The 18,946-nt window shown below is 71.2% G+C and carries 21 protein-coding genes; 14 read left to right on the top strand and 7 right to left on the bottom strand.

Annotation, left to right across the window (positions count from 1 at the left end; genetic code table 11):
* On the top strand, positions 1-286 hold a 286-nt coding region (locus ABZ297_RS40600), incomplete at its 5' end, for an ATP-binding cassette domain-containing protein (RefSeq protein WP_355357730.1).
* 37 nt (positions 287-323) lie between these two features.
* On the opposite strand, the gene ABZ297_RS40595 is transcribed toward ABZ297_RS40600, so the two are convergent.
* Positions 324-1,001: an SDR family NAD(P)-dependent oxidoreductase gene (locus ABZ297_RS40595; protein WP_355357727.1), complete on the bottom strand. Its 678-nt coding sequence runs from the start codon at positions 999-1,001 to the stop codon at positions 324-326.
* A 54-nt stretch (positions 1,002-1,055) separates the two neighbouring features.
* Positions 1,056-1,865: a polysaccharide deacetylase family protein gene (locus ABZ297_RS40590; protein WP_355357724.1), complete on the bottom strand. Its 810-nt coding sequence runs from the start codon at positions 1,863-1,865 to the stop codon at positions 1,056-1,058.
* A gap of 277 nt (positions 1,866-2,142) precedes the next feature.
* Between ABZ297_RS40590 and ABZ297_RS40585 the strand changes: the two genes are divergently transcribed.
* Positions 2,143-2,787 carry a class I SAM-dependent methyltransferase gene (locus ABZ297_RS40585; RefSeq protein ID WP_355357721.1) on the top strand — a complete coding sequence of 215 codons (645 nt, stop codon included), beginning with the start codon at positions 2,143-2,145 and terminating at the stop codon, positions 2,785-2,787.
* 97 nt (positions 2,788-2,884) lie between these two features.
* Here ABZ297_RS40585 and ABZ297_RS40580 read toward each other — a convergent pair whose 3' ends face one another.
* A complete protein-coding gene (locus ABZ297_RS40580; protein ID WP_355357718.1) occupies positions 2,885-3,742 on the bottom strand; it encodes an IclR family transcriptional regulator in 858 nt (285 codons plus the stop codon).
* 111 nt (positions 3,743-3,853) lie between these two features.
* Here ABZ297_RS40580 and ABZ297_RS40575 point away from each other — a divergent pair, with 111 nt between their 5' ends.
* The 4 genes from ABZ297_RS40575 (at position 3,854) to ABZ297_RS40560 (ending at position 7,304) form a co-directional block, all read left to right on the top strand.
* Positions 3,854-4,507, top strand: coding sequence for an ABC transporter permease (locus ABZ297_RS40575; protein WP_355357715.1), 654 nt, complete (start codon positions 3,854-3,856; stop codon positions 4,505-4,507).
* Entirely contained in the window at positions 4,494-5,483 is a 990-nt protein-coding gene (locus tag ABZ297_RS40570) for a betaine/proline/choline family ABC transporter ATP-binding protein (RefSeq protein ID WP_355357712.1), read from the top strand. Before ABZ297_RS40575 ends, ABZ297_RS40570 begins: the two co-directional genes overlap by 14 nt.
* Positions 5,473-6,240 carry an ABC transporter permease gene (locus ABZ297_RS40565; protein ID WP_355357709.1) on the top strand — a complete coding sequence of 256 codons (768 nt, stop codon included), beginning with the start codon at positions 5,473-5,475 and terminating at the stop codon, positions 6,238-6,240. Before ABZ297_RS40570 ends, ABZ297_RS40565 begins: the two co-directional genes overlap by 11 nt.
* Positions 6,241-6,308: 68 nt before the next feature.
* Positions 6,309-7,304, top strand: coding sequence for a glycine betaine ABC transporter substrate-binding protein (locus tag ABZ297_RS40560; RefSeq protein ID WP_355357706.1), 996 nt, complete (start codon positions 6,309-6,311; stop codon positions 7,302-7,304).
* An 18-nt stretch (positions 7,305-7,322) separates the two neighbouring features.
* Here the strand turns inward: ABZ297_RS40560 and ABZ297_RS40555 are convergent, their stop codons facing one another.
* Complete coding sequence (locus ABZ297_RS40555; RefSeq protein WP_355357703.1) at positions 7,323-8,945, bottom strand: ricin-type beta-trefoil lectin domain protein; 1,623 nt, start codon at positions 8,943-8,945, stop codon at positions 7,323-7,325.
* 425 nt (positions 8,946-9,370) lie between these two features.
* Here ABZ297_RS40555 and ABZ297_RS40550 point away from each other — a divergent pair, with 425 nt between their 5' ends.
* The 6 genes from ABZ297_RS40550 to ABZ297_RS40525 all read left to right on the top strand — a co-directional run bounded on the left by ABZ297_RS40550 (position 9,371) and on the right by ABZ297_RS40525 (position 15,478).
* On the top strand, positions 9,371-10,003 hold the full coding sequence (locus ABZ297_RS40550; RefSeq protein WP_355357700.1) for a GPP34 family phosphoprotein: 633 nt from the start codon (positions 9,371-9,373) through the stop codon (positions 10,001-10,003).
* Positions 10,004-10,021: 18 nt separating this feature from the next.
* A complete protein-coding gene (locus ABZ297_RS40545; protein WP_355357697.1) occupies positions 10,022-11,506 on the top strand; it encodes an APC family permease in 1,485 nt (494 codons plus the stop codon).
* Between the two features lie 43 nt (positions 11,507-11,549).
* Positions 11,550-12,140, top strand: a complete 591-nt coding sequence (locus ABZ297_RS40540; protein ID WP_355357695.1) for a GNAT family N-acetyltransferase — start codon at positions 11,550-11,552, stop codon at positions 12,138-12,140.
* Between the two features lie 169 nt (positions 12,141-12,309).
* On the top strand, positions 12,310-13,272 hold the full coding sequence (locus ABZ297_RS40535; protein ID WP_355357692.1) for a WYL domain-containing protein: 963 nt from the start codon (positions 12,310-12,312) through the stop codon (positions 13,270-13,272).
* Between the two features lie 115 nt (positions 13,273-13,387).
* Entirely contained in the window at positions 13,388-14,569 is a 1,182-nt protein-coding gene (locus tag ABZ297_RS40530; protein ID WP_355357689.1) for a PP2C family protein-serine/threonine phosphatase, read from the top strand.
* Between the two features lie 69 nt (positions 14,570-14,638).
* Positions 14,639-15,478, top strand: coding sequence for a CPBP family intramembrane glutamic endopeptidase (locus tag ABZ297_RS40525; RefSeq protein ID WP_355357686.1), 840 nt, complete (start codon positions 14,639-14,641; stop codon positions 15,476-15,478).
* Here ABZ297_RS40525 and ABZ297_RS40520 read toward each other — a convergent pair.
* A complete protein-coding gene (locus tag ABZ297_RS40520) occupies positions 15,426-15,776 on the bottom strand; it encodes a DoxX family protein (protein ID WP_355357683.1) in 351 nt (116 codons plus the stop codon). The two genes, ABZ297_RS40525 and ABZ297_RS40520, sit on opposite strands and share 53 nt — an antisense overlap.
* Positions 15,777-15,884: 108 nt before the next feature.
* On the opposite strand from ABZ297_RS40520, the gene ABZ297_RS40515 reads away from it, so the two are divergent.
* The gene (locus ABZ297_RS40515) at positions 15,885-16,322 is read left to right on the top strand and encodes a MarR family winged helix-turn-helix transcriptional regulator (protein ID WP_355357680.1); all 438 of its coding nucleotides are present in this window, start codon (positions 15,885-15,887) and stop codon (positions 16,320-16,322) included.
* Positions 16,323-16,350: 28 nt separating this feature from the next.
* Here the strand turns inward: ABZ297_RS40515 and ABZ297_RS40510 are convergent, their stop codons facing one another.
* Together ABZ297_RS40510 and ABZ297_RS40505 are read right to left on the bottom strand one after the other, a co-directional pair.
* The gene (locus ABZ297_RS40510) at positions 16,351-17,217 is read right to left on the bottom strand and encodes a universal stress protein (RefSeq protein ID WP_355357677.1); all 867 of its coding nucleotides are present in this window, start codon (positions 17,215-17,217) and stop codon (positions 16,351-16,353) included.
* 312 nt (positions 17,218-17,529) lie between these two features.
* The gene (locus ABZ297_RS40505) at positions 17,530-18,372 is read right to left on the bottom strand and encodes a universal stress protein (RefSeq protein WP_355357674.1); all 843 of its coding nucleotides are present in this window, start codon (positions 18,370-18,372) and stop codon (positions 17,530-17,532) included.
* A 270-nt stretch (positions 18,373-18,642) separates the two neighbouring features.
* Here ABZ297_RS40505 and ABZ297_RS40500 point away from each other — a divergent pair, with 270 nt between their 5' ends.
* On the top strand, positions 18,643-18,909 hold the full coding sequence (locus ABZ297_RS40500) for a DUF1876 domain-containing protein (protein ID WP_350806169.1): 267 nt from the start codon (positions 18,643-18,645) through the stop codon (positions 18,907-18,909).
* Positions 18,910-18,946: the final 37 nt, after the last annotated feature.

Genomic DNA, 18,946 nt, shown 5'->3' with positions numbered 1-18,946 from the left:
GGCTTCGCGGGTGCTGTCGGGCGGGGAGAAGACGCGGCTCGCGCTGGCGGGGCTCGTCCACTCAGGGGCGAACGTGCTCCTGCTGGACGAGCCCACCAACAACCTCGACCCGGCCTCGCGCGACGAGGTCCTCCACGCGCTCGGCGCCTATCCGGGGGCGGTCGTGATGGTCACGCACGACGAGGGGGCCATCGAGGCGTTGCGCCCGGACCGCGTCCTCGTCCTGCCGGACGGTACCGAGGACCTGTGGAGCCCCGCCTACCTGGACCTGGTGTCGCTCGCCTGACCCCGGCCGCCGCAGCGCGGCCGGTTGGCGGGTGGGGTCAGTTCGGTGCGGGGATGACGGCCAGTTCGGCGGCGTAGGAGTCCGGGGGTGAGGCCAGGGCCCAGACGATCATCGATGCGAGCGTCTCCGGCTGGATGCACGTGGACGGGTCGTAGGGTCTGCCGAACGCCTGCCTGATGTCGCGGAGGTGCTCCGTGGCCGTCGCCGCCGGGTAGACGGTGGTGACCCGGACCCCGTTCCCGGCCTCTTCCTCGCGCAGCGAATCGGCGAGTTCCCGCAGCGCGGCCTTGCTGCCGACGAACGCCGACCAGCGGGGAACCCCCGTCATCCCCGGCGAGGCGTTGACGAGGATCACGTGCCCGCGCGAGCGGCGCAGCGCCGGCAGGGTCAGCCGTGTCACCTCGGCCGCCGAGACCACGTTCACGGCCAGCGTCTCCTGCCAGGTCTCCGTCCTGGTGTCGCCGACGGCGGCGACGTGCGCGACCCCGGCGCAGTGGACCAGGCCGTCCAGCGTGTCGATGCCGTCCAGGGCGGCCGCGAGCGTGTCCGGCCGGGCGAGATCCGCTTCCACCGTCCGTGTCGCGGTCGCGGCGAGCGCGCGTAACCGGCCGGCGTCCTTGCCCACCGCGATCACCCGGTGGTCGGCGGAGGCCAGCGCCGCGACCACCGCCGTCCCGATCCCTCCGGTCGCGCCCGTGACCAGCACGTCACCCATGACCGTCACCCATGCCCTTCACCGACCGTGCTACGGTACCGGATCCTTGATCATCTACGGGGTCCGGCCGGTTCCGGGCGTCTGTGATTCGTCCAGGTGCCGGTCGGCTGGGCGGGTGAGCAGTTCGGTGGCCGTGACGGCTCGCAGGCCGCGGCGGTGCAGGCCGTCCAGGATGCGGGGGATCGCGGCCACCGTCTGCGCATGGCCGAGGTGCATGCTGACGATGCTGCCGGGCCGCACCGCGCGCAGGACGTTGCCCGTGATCGCCCGCTCCCCCGGGTCCAGGTAGTCGCGCGAGTCGACGTCGTAGGACAGGCAGGTGGGGTAGCCGGCGCGCCGTGCCAGCGTCCGGATCAGCGGGGTGGCGTGCCAGGCGGCGGACTGGCGGAACCACGAGCCGGTCGAGCCGGTCAGGTCGTGCAGACGGGCGGCGCATTCTTCGATCTCCTCGCGGGCCCGGTCCGCCGTGAGATGGGATATGTCCAGGTGGTGCATGGTGTGGTTGCCCAGGTCATGGCCGGCGCCGGTGATCCGGTCGGCGATCGCCCGGTCCAGCCAGGTGCCGACGGCCAGCACGGTGGCGTGGGCGTGCTCCCGCTCCATCGCCGCCAGCGCCCGTTCGGCGAGCGCAGGCTCTCCCGAGCCGTGGAAGGTGAGCGCGACCAGCGGGCGGTCGCGGGGGCCGTGCGGCACCTCGCCGGGCAGTCGCGGCAGGGGCGTGGCCGAGCGCGCCGTCCCTGAGGCCACCGGCGTCCCCGACGGGTTCACGCGACCCGAGGCGTCCGGCTTTTCGGGGATGGACGGTGTGCAGGCCGCGAGCGTCAGTCCCCCGCCGATGGCCAGGAAGCCACGGCGGCCGATCACTGGAACACCCGAGCAACGAGCGTCCCGGCTGCGGGAACACGCACAGGCACCACCCAGGGAAGTCGCATGCGGCCCAGCCTAGGAAGGCGTCCGGCAGTGCCCGATCAGGCCAGGGTCAACGTCGCGTCGGCGCACTCCCAAGGGACGGCAGGACGTCCACGCGAACGAACAGCTATTGCGAGCGCCGTGCCGGCCATCAGCCACGACAGCGAACTCCCCGACCGCTGGGCAGGAGGGAACGTGCGCGCCTGGCCTTGACGGAGGGGAGACTGTTCGGGTGAGCACCGTCAGCCATCCGCTCTTCGCCCGTTTCTACGCCCGGATGAGCAGGGCCATGGAGACCGCCGGCGCGGCCGAGCTCCGCCGGGCCCTGCTGGCCGACCTGTCGGGCGAGGTGATCGAGGTGGGCGCCGGCAACGGCCTCAACTTCGCCCACTATCCGGCGACGGTCAGCAGAGTGATCGCCGTCGAGCCGGAGCCGCACCTGCTGGCGATCGCGCGCACGGCCGCCGCGAGCGCGCCGGTGCCGGTGGAGGTCGTCGCCGGGGTCGCGGACCGGCTGCCCGCCGGCGACGCCACCCTCGACGCGGCGGTGACCTCGCTGGTGCTGTGCTCCGTCCCGGATCAGGGGGCCGCGTTGCGGGAGATCCGGCGCGTGCTCAGGCCGGGCGGGCAGCTCCGCTTCCTCGAGCACGTCCGGGCCGACACCCCGGGGCTGCAGCGCGTCCAGCGGGTGCTCGACGCCACCGTGGGCCCGCGCCTGCTGGGCGGCTGCCACTGCAACAGGGACACCGCCGCGGCGATCGAGGGCGCGGGCTTCGCCATCGACCGGCTCGACCGCTTCCTGTTCCCCGCGTCCAGGACCCCGTACTCGTTCTTCCTGCGCGGCACCGCCCGCCCCGGCCTGCCGGGCGGGTCCTGACCGTCAGCCGCCGGCGCGGTGCTGACCTGAAAGCGCTCACCCGAAAGCGCTCACCTGAGCGTCCGCCCCGCGCCGCCCGGCTCCGGGCCGAGGTCGTCTAGCGGCGGCCGTCCTGGTCGAGGGAGGGCCTCGGCAGAGCCGGATAGGCGTGGGACGGCACCGGCAGGTCGGCGGCGCGGCGCGGCGACAGGCCCAGGGCGATCGAGAGCTGGCGTGCCGTCTCGGCGACGACGCCGCCCATCTCGTGCAGCCGGCTCTCCACGGGCGCCCGGGCGACCGTGACGCTTACCGCCCCGGCGATCAGGCCGCGGTGGTCGCGCACCGGGGCGGTGACCCCGGCCGCGCTGTCGTCCAGCTCGACCTCCGCCACCACGTACCCGTGGGAGCGCACATGGGCGAGGTCGGCGATCCACCGCGTCTCGTCGGTGACGGCGGAGTTCACGCCCTTGGCCAGGCTCGCCCGCACCAGCTCGCGGACCTGCTCCTCGTCCCAGTCGGACAGCAGCGCCCGGCCCGCCGCCGCCATGATCACCGGCACCGAGATGCCTTCCCAGACCCGGTGGTAGGCCCGCGACGACGGCATCGACACCAGCGTGAGCACCATGTCGCCGCGCAGCACGCACAGGTGGGTGTCCTCGTCCAGGACGGCGGTCAGGCGCCGCAGGAACGGCGCTGCCACCTGGACGAGCCGCGACTGCTGGGTGCGCGCGGCGAGCGCGAACAGCCGCCAGCCGAGGCGGTAGCGCCGGGTCAGCGGGTCCCGCTCCACCATGCCCTCGCCCTCGAGGGCGCGCAGCGCCCTGGAGACCTGACTCTTCTCCCTGCCCAGCCGCTGGGCGATCCAGTTGACCCCGAATCCGTCGATGTCCCGTTCGTCGCCGTGACCTGCGAGTACCTCGAGGATCTCCATGTCACGCCGCAGCCCAGCCGAGGACACCGGCAGGTTTTCGCTCATCCTCACCCGTTCATGACCAAATTGTTGCGCTGGCCGCAACTGATTTTGCACTGGCCGCAACTACCCATACGTTTACAAAACCATGCAAGCCTAAGCGAAGGTGGTTCTTTCATGAACTTCAGCGAGTACGTGGTGTCTCGCTGGGACACTCTCTCGCTGGCCGCCGGCGAGCACGCGCTGGTCGTGGGCGTCGCGATCGGCGTCGCCACCGCGATCGGCGTCGGCATCGGCCTCCTCACTCACGACTCCCCCAAGGCGCGCGGAAGCTCGCTGGCGATCTCCGCCGCGATCCTCACGGTCCCGTCCCTCGCCCTGCTCACCCTGCTCATCCCGATCACCGGTCTGGGCTGGGGATCGACCCTGGTCGCGCTGACCGCGTACGCGTTCCTGCCGATCATCCGCAACACCGTGGCCGGGCTGCGCGGCGTGGACACCGCCATGATCGAGGCGGGACGGGGGATGGGCATGAGCCCCGCCCGCGTGCTGCTGAAGGTGCGACTCCCCCTGGCCTGGCCGCTGATCCTGACCGGCGTGCGCGTCGCGACGCAGATGCTCATCGGCATCGCGGCCATCGCCGCCTACGTGGACGGCCCCGGCCTCGGCAAGCAGATCTTCGAAGGGCTCTCCCGGCTGGGCTCGGTGAACTCGCTCAACGCGACCCTGGCGGGCACCCTCGGCATCGTGGTGATCGCGGTGCTGTTCGACCTGTTCTTCCTTGCCGTACGGCAACTGACCACCCCGAGGGGGCTTCGTGTTCGATCGTGAGGGCGCAGGAGTGCGCATCGAGCTGCGCGCGTTGACCAAGCAGTACCCGGGACAGCCGTCGCCGGCGGTCGACAACGTCAACCTCGACATCCCGGCCGGTGAGCTGGTGGTCTTCGTCGGCCCGTCCGGCTGTGGCAAGACGACGACGATGAAGATGATCAACCGGCTGGTGGAGCCGACGTCAGGCGAGATCCTCTTTGACGGCCAGGACATCCTCGGCCTGCACCCCGACGAGCTGCGCAGGCACATCGGCTACGCGATCCAGCAGGTGGGCCTGTTCCCGCACCTGACCGTCGCGCAGAACATCGGCCTGGTGCCCAAGCTGCTCGGCTGGCCGGCCGCCCGCATCGCCGACCGGGTGGAGGAGCTGCTGTCGCTGGTGAGCCTGGCGCCGTCGCAGTTCCACGACCGCTACCCGCGCCAGCTGTCCGGAGGGCAGCAGCAGCGCGTGGGGGTCGCCAGGGCGCTGGCCGCCGACCCGCCCGTGATGCTGATGGACGAGCCCTTCGGCGCCACCGACCCCATCACCCGGGAGCATCTGCAGAACGAGTTCGTCAAGCTGCAGAAGCAGCTGCGCAAGACGATCATCTTCGTCACCCACGACTTCGAAGAGGCGATCAAGCTCGGCGACCGCATCGCCGTGCTGAAGGAGCGGTCGCACATCGCGCAGTACGACACGCCCGCGAACATCCTGGCCCGTCCCGCTGACGACTACGTGGCCGGCTTCGTCGGCCAGGACGCCACGCTGAAACGGCTCGCGCTGCTACGCGTGGACGACGTGCCGCATGTGGACACGGCGCACGACGCGACGCTGCCGCAGGTCGTGGCCGGCACCAGCCTCCGCGAGGCGCTGGACGTCATGATCGCCCACGGCACCGACCGCTGCAGCTCCCCCTTCGGCGTGCTCAGCTACAGCGCGCTATGCCAAGCCGTCGATGCCGGGCAGCGGCAGAAAGCAGTGGCCAGTGACCGCTGAGACACTCGTCCAGAGTCGAACACACACCTTCGGACGCGCCTCCGGGCTGCGTCAGCTCGCCACCCCCGCCGCCATCGCCGTCGTGCTGGCCGCCCTCTACACCTGGGTCGGCACGCTCGAGCTCGACTCGATCGAGCAGCGCAGCCTCAACCAGGAGGTGATCCTGACCAAGGCCGTCGAGCACCTCGAGATGACCCTCGTGGCGACGGCGCTCGTGGTGGTCATCTCGATCCCGCTGGGCATCGTCGCCTCCCGCGCCAAGAACCGGCTGATCACCCCCGTCATCCTCGCCGTGGCCAACGTGGGCCAGGCGATCCCCTGCATCGGGCTGCTCGTGCTGTGCACCTTCCTGCTGGGCGTGGGCTTTCAGACCGCCCTGGTCGGCCTGGTCGCCTACGCCGTCCTGCCCGTCCTGCGCAACACGATGGTCGGCGTGCAGCAGGTCGACCCCGCGCTCGTCGAGGCCGCCCGCGGCATGGGCATGACCAGGAGGCAGGTCCTTTTCCGGGTGGAGCTCAAGCTGGCCACCCCTGCGATCCTCGCCGGGCTGCGCACCGCGCTCATCCTCACGGTCGGAGTCGCCACGCTGGGCGCGTTCGTCGCCGCCGGCGGCTTCGGCGAGCTGATCATCAACGGGCTGAAGCTGAACCGCATGCCGGTGACCATCGTCGGCGCCGTGCTGACCGCGTCCATCGCCTTCCTCATCGACTGGCTGGGCGGGCTCGTGGAGAACCTGCTGAAGCCCCGCGGCATGTGACCGCGCTTCCGCCGCCCCCGACCGACCTTCCGCATCGCGTTTCCGATATCGAAGAGGTGTCTTTCCCCATGGGTACCCGTTTCCCCCGGACCCGCCGCCACCCGTTCCGCCGCCCGTTCACCCTGCTCGCGGCGGCGGCCCTGACCGTGACCGCCGCGAGCGGCTGCGGCGCCGGTGGCTCCGTCGAAGCCTCCAGCGCCGGCAACGAGCTGCAGGGGGCCAAGTTCGTCGTCGGCTCCAAGGACTTCACCGAGAACATCGTCCTCGGCCAGATCGCCGTGCAACTGCTGAAGGCGCACGGCGCCGACGTCGTCGACAAGACCAACCTCGGCGGCACCGTCGCCAACCGCAAGGCGCTGGAGTCCGGAGCGATCGACCTGTACTGGGACTATTCGGGCTCCGGCTGGATCGAGCATCTGAAGAACGCCGACCCGATCCCCGACTCCGCCAAGCAGTTCAAGGCGACGGCGGAGGCCGACCTGCAGAAGAACAAGATCCACTGGATCGGGCCGACCCCGCTGAACAACACCTACGCCCTCGCCATCCGCTCGGAGAAGGGCCAGGAGCTGGGCGTCAAGACCCTCTCGGACGTGGCCGAACTGCTCAAGACCAAGCCGCAGGAGGTCACGCTGTGCGTCGAGAGCGAGTTCTCGACCCGCAACGACGGCCTGCCCGGGCTGGTCAAGAAGTACGACATGACCATCCCCGCGAACCAGATCAAGCAGCTCGACACCGGGGTCGTCTACACCGAGACCGACAAGGGCCAGACCTGCAACTTCGGCGAGGTGTACACCACGGACGGCCGCATCAACTCGCTCGGCCTGACGGTGCTGCAGGACGACAAGCAGTTCTTCCCGATCTACAACGCCGCCGTGACGGTGCGGCAGGACACCTTCCAGAAGACCCCGGCGCTGGAGAAGGTGCTCAAGCCCGTGATCGACAAGCTCGACGACAAGACGATGCAGCAGCTCAACTCGCAGGTGGACGTGGAGGGGCAGGAGCCTGACAAGGTCGCCACCGACTGGCTCGACAAGTCGGGCTTCCTCGGTGGCGCCAAGTCCTAGCGGGCCGGCCTCGCCCGGCTACGGTCCGACTGTGATCTTGTCGACGTTCGGCCCGCCCTGCGAGCCGGTGCCCGTGGCCCGGATGGTGTTCGTCCCGGCCGCCAGGGAGACCGTCACCGACTTGGTGGCCCAGGTGTCCCAGGTGGCGGTCGGGGTGAAGACCACCCCGGCCGCCGCGACCGTGCCGTTCACCGAGATGTCCATCGGCCGGTTCGCCGTCGTGCCGTTGGCGTAGCGGATCACCACCGTCGCCGAGCCCGCCGACGCCGCGCCGACCGTCCACTCGATGTAACCACCCGGCGTGTTGACGTAGTCGACGAACCCCGTTCCGGTGTAGCCGGTGTGGTTGGTGAACACGCCCGCCTGCGACAGCACCGCGTCCTCGGCCTGGTAGTCGGTGGACGTGCCGGGCTGGGCCGCCACGGTGAGCGAGTAGGCGGCCGTGCGCGACACGGACGTCCCGGCGCCCTTGATCGTCACCGGGTAGGTGCCGGCGGGTGTGGCCGCGGACGTCGCGAACGTCACCGTCGCGCTCTCCCCCGCCTGCACCGACGCCGGGGAGAACGAGGCCGTCGCGCCGGACGGCAGCCCGATCGCCGACAGCGTCACCTGCTGCGCGGCTCCGGCGGTGACGGCGGTGCCGACCGTCGCCGTCGCGGACCCGCCGGCCGTGACCGAGCCCGAGGCCGGCGTGACCCCGACGGAGAAGTCGTCGGTGACCGCCGGGGTGAACACCCACTGGCCGGCAGTCCCCGAGCAACTGCCTGCGACCAGGTTGGCGCCGGACTGCCTGAAGCACTTCTGGCCGGTCTGGATGTCGGAGACGGTGCCGTTCGGGTTGATCGACCACTGCTGCGAGGGGCCGCCCGTGCAGGTGGCGAGCACGATGGAGCTGCCCGACATCGCCGCGCACAGGTCGTTGATCTGCAGGAACGCGCCGTGGAAGGTGAAGCGCTGGTTCGCCGCGCCGGTGCACGCGGCGACCTTCAGCGCGGTGCCGGGCGTGGAGCTGTTGCCGGGGTCGTCGATGCACTGGCCGGACGAGCCGTTCTGGTACTGCCCGACCGTCGTGTTGGGCCGCGCGCCGCCGTAGCACGCGCCGGTGCTCGTGTTGAAGATCGGGGTCGAGTCGTACGCCTCGGACGATCCCGGGTTGACGATGACGGGTTCCAGCGTCGGCGTGCTGTCGGCGTTGTAGTGGGTCAGGGCGTCCTCGCAGTCGATGGCGTTCATGGCGTTGCCGCCCTTGCCGCCGAGCCACAGGTCGAAGTGCCACAGGCCGGGCCCGCCGTTGGGGCCCTGGCCGCTCCAGTCCTCGCCGCACTCCTGGCAGGAGTCCTCCATGATGAAGTACTTCTTCACCCTGGGGACGTAGATCCTGGTACCTGGCGACGCCTCCGCCGAGGAGGTGGCGAAGGTGATCGGGTCGGCGTAGGTACCCTTGCCGCCGGCCGTGCTGTGGATGCGCGGGTAGGCGATGTCGCCGCCGGGCGGGGTGTTGTCGTACCAGCCGTAGAACGTCAGGAAGGTCTGCCGGGTGGTTGCGGCCTGTGCCGTCGCGCCGCCCACCAGGCCCATGGCCACGAGGAGGAGCGCGAGAACGGCTGCTTTCAGGATGAGGGCGGGCGGGCGCCGACTCATGGTGGTCCTCCACGGTCAGGGGGATGCAGCGACCTGAACGAAGGATCAAGCGCCCGCTCGGCGGCGTCAAGAGAGTTCGATAGGAAACTTACCTAACAAATAGGTCGCGCGCCGGACGAACCTCCATTGGGCGGCGGCCGGAGCCGGCAGGGGCGGTTCGCATGATCACCCCATAGCCGACGATCTTCAATAAAGACCCATAAAGCGCCATATCCGGCATTAATTCAGCCCTTTTTATGGCTTGCCGTTAAATGGTGTCTAGCCGGATGATCGCGTTCTTTGGTAGATATTTCGGGCTGCCCGCTCTGCAGGGCTTTCCGGAACCGGCCATCCATTAAGGGCGATAGTGAGCGAACCGATTTCGATGTCTCCTCAGCGGACGCACGCGATTCGGCGGACAGGTCTCTCTCGACGGGGGAGCACGGTTGCTGGCCGATGACTTCTTCCTCGTCGCCTGGGACACAACGGGGACGGGCAAGCCCCGCCTGCACCTGCAGGGCATCGCGTTGGGGCTGGCAGGCGCCCTGCTCGGGGAGTTGGTCGTGGCGGAGAGGATCACCGTCCGCGGCGTCCACCTCCGGCTCGCCGACTCGCGCCGGCTCAGGGAGGCCGTGGCCGACAGCGTTCTCGCCGACCTCGGAAACTCCCCTCAGCACACCGACGTTCGGACTTGGCTCGCTTATCTAGCACAGCGTGCCATAACCAACGTGACCGGACGTTTGATACGCGCCGGACTCCTGGAACGCCTGGCTCCGAAACTACTCAAACGCAGACAGGGCCGGTATTTCTCCACCGATTTCGGTCAGGCAATCTGGCCGTCGGCGAGGTTGCGCCTGGCACTGGCCAAAGGGCAGCCGCTGACCCCGCACGACATGACCCTGGCCGCGCTCGTCGACGCCTGCGGCATGACGGACCTCCTCATGGAGGACCCCGCCGACAGGCCCGCCGCCCGCCGCTACCTGACCACCGTGCTGGCCGCGATGCCGCAGCCGCTGGGCGACCTGACCCGCCAGGTCAGTGCGGCCGTCGGCGACTCCGTCCTCACCTACCGCACCTGAGTCCCAGAAAGGAACCCGATGCGTTCCGTACACACTGGCGACCGGCTGGACCCGATCGCCGGAGCCCTGGCCGCCGACCGGCTCGGCGCCCCCTCGGTCGTCTACTTCGTGCTGTCGGCCGCCGCGCCGCTCACGGTCGTCGCCGGGGTGGTCACCACCGGATACGCCGTCACCGCGATCACCGGGCTGCCGGTCGCCTTCCTGGCCGTGGGAGCCGTCCTGGCGTTGTTCGCGGTCGGTTACGTGGCGATGGCCAGGCACATGGCCAATGCGGGCGCCTTCTACACCTACATCAGCCGGGGCCTGGGACGCCCTGTGGGCATCGCCGCCGCCTGGGTCGCGCTCATCGCGTACAACGCGCTGCAGGTTGGCCTGTACGGCGCGTTCGGGGCGGCCGCCGCCCCGCTGATCGACCAGTGGACCGGCGTCGCCCCTCCCTGGTGGCTGCTCTCGCTGATCGCCTGGGCCCTGGTGGCGACGCTGGGCATGATGCGGGTGGACGTCAACGGCCGCCTGCTCGCCATCCTGCTCACCGCCGAGGTGGCGGTGATCCTCATCTTCGACCTCGCCGACCTGGCCAACCCGGCCGCGTCCGGCCTGACAGCGGAGACGCTCTCGCCCAGCGCGCTGTTCGTCCCGGGCGTCGGCGCGCTCCTGATCATCGCCACGCTGGGATTCGTGGGCTTCGAGTCGTCGGTGGTGTTCTCCGAGGAGAGCCGCGACCCGCGCCGCACCGTGCCGCTGGCGACGTACGCGTCCGTGGCCATCATCGCCGGCCTGTACGCCCTGTCGGCGTGGGCGATGACCGTCGCCACCGGGCCGGCGAACATCGTGGCGACCGCGCGCCGCGACGGCGCGGAGACGATCTTCGTCATCGCGGCGGCGCATCTGGGGGACGCGGTGGTCGACCTCGCCAGGGTGCTGTTCGTCACGAGCCTGTTCGCCGCGATGATCTCCTTCCACAACACCACCGCCCGCTACTTCTTCGCCCTCGGCCGCGAGCGGGTGCTGCCCGCGGTCTTCGGACGCACCCGCGCCAGCACCGGGGCGCCCAAGGCCGGCTCGATCGCGCAGAGCACGCTCGGCCTGATCGTGATCGTCGCCTTCGCCGTCCTGGGCCTGGACCCACTGGTGCAGCTGTTCTACTACGGCGGCACCTTCGGCGGCTTCGGCGTGCTCCTGCTGGTCTGCACGACGTCCGTCGCGATCGTCGTCTTCTTCGCCCGCCGGCCGAGCGGCGAGAGCGCCCTGCGCCGGATCGGCGCCCCGGTCCCGGCCGCCGCCGCCCTGACCGTCATGGTGTGGCTGGCGCTGAACAACTTCTCGACGCTGCTCGGCGTCGCGCCCGGCGATCCGCTCGCGTGGGTCCTGCCCGCCGTCTACGGCGCAGCGGCGGCCCTGGGGCTGGTGTGGGCGTTCGTCCTGCGTTCCGGCCAGCCCGCCGTGTACTCCCTGGTCGGGATGGGCGCCAAGGCGGCGACAGCGCACGACCCCACCCACTGAGTCGGCCCACTGAGACAGTCTGATGAGACAGGAGGCTCCAGCTATGCCGCCAGCCATCCGTCGCGCGGGCGCCGGTGACGCCCACCAGGTTTCGGCGCTGATCGCGACGGCGTTCGCGTCCTTGGACGCGGTGGCCTACGTCGTGCCCGATCCGGCCGTCCGCCACGAGATCATGACGGCCGACTTCCGGATCCTCGTGGACCACGCGGTCGAGCACGGCCAGATAGACGTCATCGACGAGGACGCGGTCGCGGTCTGGTTCCCCCGGACGGCCCCCCTGCCGGAGCCGCCGGACTACGACCGCCGCCTAGCCGCGGCCACCGGCGAGTGGGTCGACCGCTTCCGCGTCCTGGACACCCTGTTCGACCAGCACCATCCGAGCGAACCACACCATCACCTAGCATTCCTGGCGGTCCACCCGTCCCGCCAGGGCGGCGGCCTGGGCACCGCCCTGCTCCGCCATCACCACGCCAGGCTGGACGGTCTGCCCGCCTACCTGGAGGCCAGCAGCCCCCGCAGCCGCGAGCTGTACCTCCGGCACGGCTACCGGGCCCGCACCCCCTTCGCCCTCCCGAACGGCGCCCGGTTCTGGCCGATGTGGCGCCCCGCGACCACCTCACACGCCGGCCCGTGACACGGCCGGCCACGGTATCGCCGCGCTGGCAGGGTGACCTCATGGGCGACGCCCACCATGGCAGACCGTCATCTCCAGCAGCCAGGAGGTGGATCGCGTAGGACCGGCCGCGCCGAGGCGGAGCCCCGCGGCGGCCGCGAGCCTGTCGAATGTTTGGGAGGCTGCTGCCATGCGCGCCGACCGACTCGTGGCCGCCCTGCTGCTGATGCAGGCGCGGCGCCGGGTGACCGCGTCCGAGCTGGCCGGCGAGCTGGAGGTGTCGGTGGCCACGGCCCGCCGCGACCTTGAGGCGCTGTCCGCCGCCGGCATCCCCGTGTACCCGCAGCCGGGGCACGGCGGCGGGTGGTCGCTGCTCGGCGGCGCCAGGACGGACCTCAGCGGGCTCACCGCCGCCGAGGCGCAGGCGCTGTTCCTGCTGGCGGGCCCGGCCGCGTCCACGGCTCCCGAGGTCAGGTCGGCGCTCCGCAAGCTGGTGCGAGCCCTGCCCGGCACGTTCAGGGCCGACGCCGAGGCCGCGGCCAAGGCCGTCGTGGTGGATCCGGTGCGGTGGGGCGAGCAGGAGCGGGAGCGTCCCCCGCTGGTCGAACTCCTGCAGACGGCCACGGTCCGGCGGCTGAAGGTCCGCCTGGTGTACACCGGCCGCAGGCGCGAGCGGACGGATCGGCTGGTCGATCCGTGGGGCCTGATCGACAAGGATGACGTCTGGTACCTGCTGGCCGGAACCGAAGGCGGGCAGCGGACCTTCCGCGTCGACCGGATCGCCGAGGCCGTGGTGACCGACCTGCCGGCCGAGCGGCCCGCGGACTTCGAGCTGTCACAGGCGTGGCAGCGGGTCGTGGACGAGGTGGAGCGGCAGCGCTCGCTCGTCTGCGCGACCGTCCTCATCGAGGCGAGATACCTGCCGGTCCTGCGCGCGCGGTTCGGACGGCACTGCGACGTCCTGGACATGCTCGACGACGGCCGCGCCCGCGCCCGGTTGACGGCGCCGACGCCGTTGATGATCGCCCAGGACCTGGCCGGCTGGGGCGCGCAGATCGAGGTGGTTGAATCGGAGGAGGTCCGCGCGGAGCTCGCCCGGATCGGCGCAGAACTCACCGCGCGCTACGCCAAACCGACAATCAGGTCAAAATAGGCCATTTTCTTCATGGTCCCTTGACCCGGAATGGCACTACTGTGCACGTGCATCCGCTCGTCGAAGTCCGCGAGCCGGAGTTCCAGGTCAGCGGCGACGGAGAGGAGCCGCAGGGGTGATCATAGACGGAGAGCAGCGGTCGCGCCGGTCCAACTGGTGGCTGGTCACGATGCCGCTCGCCCTGATCGCGCTGATCACGGCCGCGGACATCTCCACGGGGACACAGATCGAGCTCGGCCCGCTGCTGGTCGTGGCGCCCGCGATCACGGCCTCGTTCGCGGGCCCCTGGCTCACCGGCACCATCGGCCTGGTGGCCGTGGGCGCGCAGGCGATCATCGGCGTGCGGTTGGACGTCCTCGACACGCAGGGGTTGCAGGCGCAACTCCTCGCGGTCGCGGCGATGTCGGCGTTCGTCGTGCTCTTCCGCATCCTGCGCGACCGCGACCGCAGGAAACTCGTGCAGGTGCGATCCGTCTCCGAGGCGGCGCAGCGCGCGCTGCTGCGTCCCCTGCCCCGCCAGGCCGGCCCGCTGCGGCTGGCGTCCCAGTACCTGGCGGCTGAGGCGGAGGCGCACATCGGCGGCGACCTGTACGGGGCGATCCGCACTGATCGCGGCACCCGGCTGATCATCGGGGACGCCCGGGGCAAGGGCCTGACCGCGGTCTCCGACGCGGCGCTGCTGCTCGGCGCGTTCCGCGAGGCCGCCCGGCGGTGCCCGACCCTGCCCGAGCTGGCCGCTGACCTGGACGAGAGCGCGAGCTTCAACCTGGAGTCGGCCGACGAGGGCGAGAGCTTCGTCACCGCGGTGATGCTCGACATCGCCGACGACGATCCGGGGTGCGTGCTCGTCAACTGCGGCCATCCGCCGCCGCTGCTCATCCACGGAGGCGACGTCACACTGATCGACTCCGAGCTGTACGCCCCTCCCCTTGGGCTCGGCGCGCTGGCGGCCTCCCGGGTCTACACGGCGCAGGCCTGCCACTTCGAGGTGGGCGACATCCTCCTGCTGTACACCGACGGCGTCGTCGAGGCCCGGGATCCGGCGGGCCGGTTCTACCCCCTGGACGAGCGGATCACGGCGTGGACCGGCTGCGAGCCGCAGGCCCTCCTGAAGCGCATCTGCGCCGACCTGGTCGGGTACGTGGGCGGCCATCTGGGCGACGACGCTGCCATGGTCGCCATCGAGCGGGTGCCGCACGACGGAATCGCCGTCGCGAGCGCCGTCGCCCGCCCCCGGTCGGCCGAGCTGAGCGACCATCCCGGGCCCGCGAACAGCCTTGGTGGCGCCCGGGTCTAGGCCGAGGACGTCGTGCTGCCGCCCCGACTTTGAGACATAATATCCCAAGTCTCAATATTTGGAGCTGGGATGCACGCCGTCAGGTCGCCCCTGAAGTTCTTCACGCTGGTCTTCGCCCTCGCCGCCCCCTTCTGGGTGGTCGGCGCCTTCACCGGGAACCTCCCGGGAGCCCCGATGGACCTCCCGGTGAGCGCGCTCATGTTTCCCTGCCCGCTCATGGCCGCCGCGCTGCTCGTCCGCCGGGAGGACGGGCCAGGCGGGGTGAGGCGGCTGCTGAGGAGGGCGTTCGAGGTCACGGGGCCGAAGCGGAGGATCTGGCTCGCCCCCACCCTCCTGCTGATGCCCGCCGTCATGCTCGCGTCGTACCGGCTGGCCTCCTCGCAGCCCCTGCCGTCCATCTCGCCACTGGTGGTCCTGCTGCTCTTCGCGGTGTTCTTCGTCAGCGCGATCGGCGAGGAGGCGGGCTGGACGGGATACGCCACCGGGCCCCTGCAGGAGCGCCGGGGCGGGCTCGGCGCCGCCCTCATCCTCGGGACGGCCTGGGGCGCCTGGCACGTCGTGCCGCTGGTCCAGGCCCATCGCACCCCGTCATGGATCGCCTGGTGGTTCCTCGGCACGGTCGCCGTGCGGGTCCTCATCGTCTGGCTCGTCAACAACACCGGGGCGCCCGTGCTGTCGGCGACCGTCTTCCACGCCACGCTGAACGTGACGCCGTCCCTGCTGCCCGGCTACGCCACGCACGACGGGATCGTCGCCGTCTCCGCGGTGATCACCACCGTCGCGGCCGCGCTCGTGGCGCTCGCCTGGGGTCCGCGCACTCTGGCAGGACGGCGCCACCGCGCCGACGCGCTCGCGGTCAGAGGGCGGCAGAGCCCAGGGCCAGAGCCGCGGCCGCGAGGATCAGCATGACCAGCGCGTTGGGCATGCCCTTGAGATCGCTCTTGCGCAGATGGGTGCCCACGGCGCCGACGAAGTAGAGCACCACGCCGATGCCCGCCACGATGCCCAGCGGGGCGTACCAGACCCCGATCAGCAGGCCCGCCGCGCCGGCGATCTCGCAGGCCGCCAGGAACGGGAACAGGCCGAGGGGCACGCCGATACCGGTGAGGCCGTCGACGATGCGCTTGTTGCGGGTGAGCTTGGCGTAGCCGGAGCCCAGCAGAAGCAGCGCGAGCAGGATCGCGACGACGACATAGGCGATGAACATTGTTTGCTCCAGATGGTCGAACTCGAGACATCGTGGAGGCTAGCAGATGATTGAAGATATTCAATGAATGAGCATGGCAAACTATTAACGCGCTGGTAGGATCACCGTGTGATCGGAGACCGTCCCGGCCTGGCGCTGGCCTACTCGGGCCAGATCGCCAACGTGCGGATCAAGAAGGCGATGGCGCAGCACGGCCTCAAACCACCCCACGGCCACGTGCTCCTGCTGCTATCCGAGCAGGGGGCGACGAGCCAGCAGTCGCTCGCCGAGACCCTCGGCGTCGATCCGAGCGTGCTGGTCGCCGTCCTCAACGATCTGGAAGGCGACGAGCTGGCCGTACGCCGGCGCGATCCAGCCGATCGACGCCGGCACATCGTCGAGATCTCCGCGCGCGGCAAGCAGCTGGTCGCCGACGTCCAAGCCGCCCTCGCCGTCGTCGAGGCCACGCTCTTCGCCGACCTCGACGCCGACGAGATCGCCACGCTGCACCGCCTGCTGGCCCGCGTCAGCACCTCACCCGACGACGCCGCCTGCACCGAAGACTGACCCGGCCAGGAGACGCCCGGCCGGCGTCCTACCGGCCGCGGACGACCGCCACGGCGCAGTGGGCGTGGTGCAGCACGCCACGGCTGACCGAGCCGAGCAGCACCGAGCCGAGCGTGCCGCGCCCATGGGAGCCCACCACCACCAGGTCCGCCTCTTCGGAGGCGGCGCCCAGCGCGTCGACCGGATGCGCCGACTGGACCTCCTCCACCACGTTCACCTGCGGATACTCCTTCTCCATCGCCTCCACCCGGTCTCTGACGAGGCGGTACTGGGCCTGGCGGACCTCGTCCATGTCGTAGGCGATCTCCGGCGCGAACGCGTGCACCGGCAGCTGCCAGGCGTGCAGCGCCCGCAACTCGCTCCCCCTCAGCGACGCCTGCCGGAAGGCGTAGGCCAGCGCCGGTTCGCACTCCGGCGAGTCGTCCACACCCACCACAATCCGGCCGCGGACCGGATGCGGTTCGGCGCGCACCACCACGACGGGGCTGCGCGCCTGCCCGGCGACGTGCGCGCTGACCGACCCCAGCAGCGCCCCGGCGAACCCGCCGTGGCCGCGCGTGCCGATCACCACCTCGTCCGCGGGGCCGCTCGCGTCGTCGGCCATGTCGGCCTGCTCGCGCAGCACCAGCGCAGGAGGTCCCTCGAGCACCCGCGTCGTCACGTCGATCTCCGGCTGGCGGTCACGGGCAACCGCCGCCGCGTCGGCCAGCACGCGGTGCCCCTGGCGGAGCAGCGCGTCCGGCCAGTCGGCGGTGGGGAACTTGCCGATCTGGTACGGCGAGCGGTCCACCGCGTGCACGATCCGCAGCGGCACGCGCATGCGCAGCGCGTCGTCGGCCGCCCACTCCACCGCGGCCCGCGCCGCCGCGGAGCCGTCAACCCCCACAACGATCATGATTTCTCCCTTCCACCCCCATCGCAGCCCGGCGCTCGGACGTCATGCAGGGCCGGAAGTCCCGACGGCGCGGGCCCAACGGCCAGAGACCGCCCGGCGGCCCGCGGACGGCGTCGGCGACGCCGGCACCACGCCGGTGCCGTAAGAGGTATCCCCACCAGCGAAGACGGGAATCGATCATGACTGATCCCGGACGCCGCATCGTCCATCACCGCGAACGGCTCGGCCTCACGCGGGAGCGGCTCGCCGACCGCGCGGAGTCGTCGTCCGGATGCGTGCGGGACCTGGAGAAGCGGCCCGGCTCGCCGGAGGTCAAGCACGCCGCCACGGGGCCCGGACCACGGCCACCGGGCACCGCGCCCGGTGCAGGACGCCATGGCTGACGGACCCGAGCACGGCCGAGGCGAACCCGCCCACCCCGCGCGATCCGACCACCACGAGCTCAGCCGTCAGGGACGCCTCGACCAGGACCGGCACCGGATGCCCGCGCACCACCGACTCGGTCACCTCGACGTCCGGGTACTTCTCCCGCCATGCCACCAGCAGTTGCCGGAAGTCCCCAACCGGGATCGCGCCGGCGCTCGCCGGCTCCGTGGCGAGCGGGGCGAGCTGACGGCCGTGCACCACGCGCGCCCGCGCGCCCCGGGCGCTCGCCTGCGCCATCGCGTACTCCAGGGCCGACTCCGAGTCGGCGGACCCGTCGTAACCGACGACGATCTCGCCGCCCTCACCGGCGGGCCTGCGGACGTAGACCACCGGGCAGTGCGCGCGGCCGGCGAGGCCCAGCCCGACCGAACCCAGCACCAGGCCGGTGAAACCGCCCCGCCCCCTGCTTCCCAGCACCACGGTGTCGGCCGTCTCCGACTCGCTCACCAGCCGCTCGACCACCGCCCCCGTGACCAGGGCGGTCGAGACGTCCAGGCCCAGGACCTGGCTCCTGGCCTGGTCCGCCGCCTCCTGGAGCAGGTGGGTCCACTGCTCGGTCCGCGTCGTCTGGGGGCTGGCGGCGGTGAGCGGGTGCTCGGCCCTCCAGGGTTCGCGCACGTGCACGATCCGCAGGGGAAGCTTCCTCCGGGCGGCGTCGTCGGCCGCCCAGGCGAGCGCCGACCCCGCCGACCGCGATCCGTCGACTCCGACCACGACCGCTCCACTCATCACCGGCCTCCTTCCGCTGTGCACACCTCCTCTCCAGCACACTCCCGGCCGCGCGCGCCTTTCCAGGGGACGAAGTCCCGGCAGGTCAGGGACCAACGGCCCCGCCGCGGGACCATCGGCAGGCGGAGAGGGGACCTTGGACTCGTCCGTCAGGCCCGGACGCCGGTGGATCCTGGACGCGTACGACTACGGGGAGCACATCCAGGTCGAGCGCGAGGTCCTGGACGGAGGGGGTCGAACCACCGCTCCCATCAGTGTGAGGAGATGGCCATGGAAGCCAAGGAGTGGACCGTCAAGATCTTCATCAGCGAGGACGACGGCGACGAACGCACCCTGGCGCGTGCCGTGCTGTCCGCACAGGGCAGCCAGTGGCACGAGAGCGTGGGTCTGGCCAGGCGTAACCCGCACGACCGGCCGGTGCCGGAGATCGGCGACGAGCTGGCGGCAGGACGCGCCCTGATGGACCTGGCCGACAAGCTGATCGGCGACGCCACCGAGGACGTCGCCCGGCTCGGCGGCCCTGTCGAGGCCGGTTGACCGTGCGGTCGCGGGGGGGGGGGGGCCGCCCCGCCCC

The organism is Nonomuraea sp. NPDC005983, assembly GCF_040614375.1.
GTDB lineage: Bacteria > Actinomycetota > Actinomycetes > Streptosporangiales > Streptosporangiaceae > Nonomuraea.
The sequence above is the reverse complement of the archived record's forward strand: the minus strand, read 5'-3'. Positions and strand labels throughout refer to the sequence as shown.

Coding starts and splice junctions, on each gene's coding strand:
- ABZ297_RS40595 (WP_355357727.1), bottom strand. CDS start 1,001: ATGGGTGACGTGCTGGTCACGGGCGCGACCGGAGGGATCGGGACGGCG.
- ABZ297_RS40580 (WP_355357718.1), bottom strand. CDS start 3,742: ATGAGCGAAAACCTGCCGGTGTCCTCGGCTGGGCTGCGGCGTGACATG.
- ABZ297_RS40575 (WP_355357715.1), top strand. CDS start 3,854: ATGAACTTCAGCGAGTACGTGGTGTCTCGCTGGGACACTCTCTCGCTG.
- ABZ297_RS40560 (WP_355357706.1), top strand. CDS start 6,309: ATGGGTACCCGTTTCCCCCGGACCCGCCGCCACCCGTTCCGCCGCCCG.
- ABZ297_RS40555 (WP_355357703.1), bottom strand. CDS start 8,945: ATGAGTCGGCGCCCGCCCGCCCTCATCCTGAAAGCAGCCGTTCTCGCG.
- ABZ297_RS40545 (WP_355357697.1), top strand. CDS start 10,022: ATGCGTTCCGTACACACTGGCGACCGGCTGGACCCGATCGCCGGAGCC.
- ABZ297_RS40540 (WP_355357695.1), top strand. CDS start 11,550: ATGCCGCCAGCCATCCGTCGCGCGGGCGCCGGTGACGCCCACCAGGTT.
- ABZ297_RS40535 (WP_355357692.1), top strand. CDS start 12,310: ATGCGCGCCGACCGACTCGTGGCCGCCCTGCTGCTGATGCAGGCGCGG.
- ABZ297_RS40525 (WP_355357686.1), top strand. CDS start 14,639: ATGCACGCCGTCAGGTCGCCCCTGAAGTTCTTCACGCTGGTCTTCGCC.
- ABZ297_RS40520 (WP_355357683.1), bottom strand. CDS start 15,776: ATGTTCATCGCCTATGTCGTCGTCGCGATCCTGCTCGCGCTGCTTCTG.
- ABZ297_RS40510 (WP_355357677.1), bottom strand. CDS start 17,217: ATGATCGTTGTGGGGGTTGACGGCTCCGCGGCGGCGCGGGCCGCGGTG.
- ABZ297_RS40505 (WP_355357674.1), bottom strand. CDS start 18,372: ATGAGTGGAGCGGTCGTGGTCGGAGTCGACGGATCGCGGTCGGCGGGG.
- ABZ297_RS40500 (WP_350806169.1), top strand. CDS start 18,643: ATGGAAGCCAAGGAGTGGACCGTCAAGATCTTCATCAGCGAGGACGAC.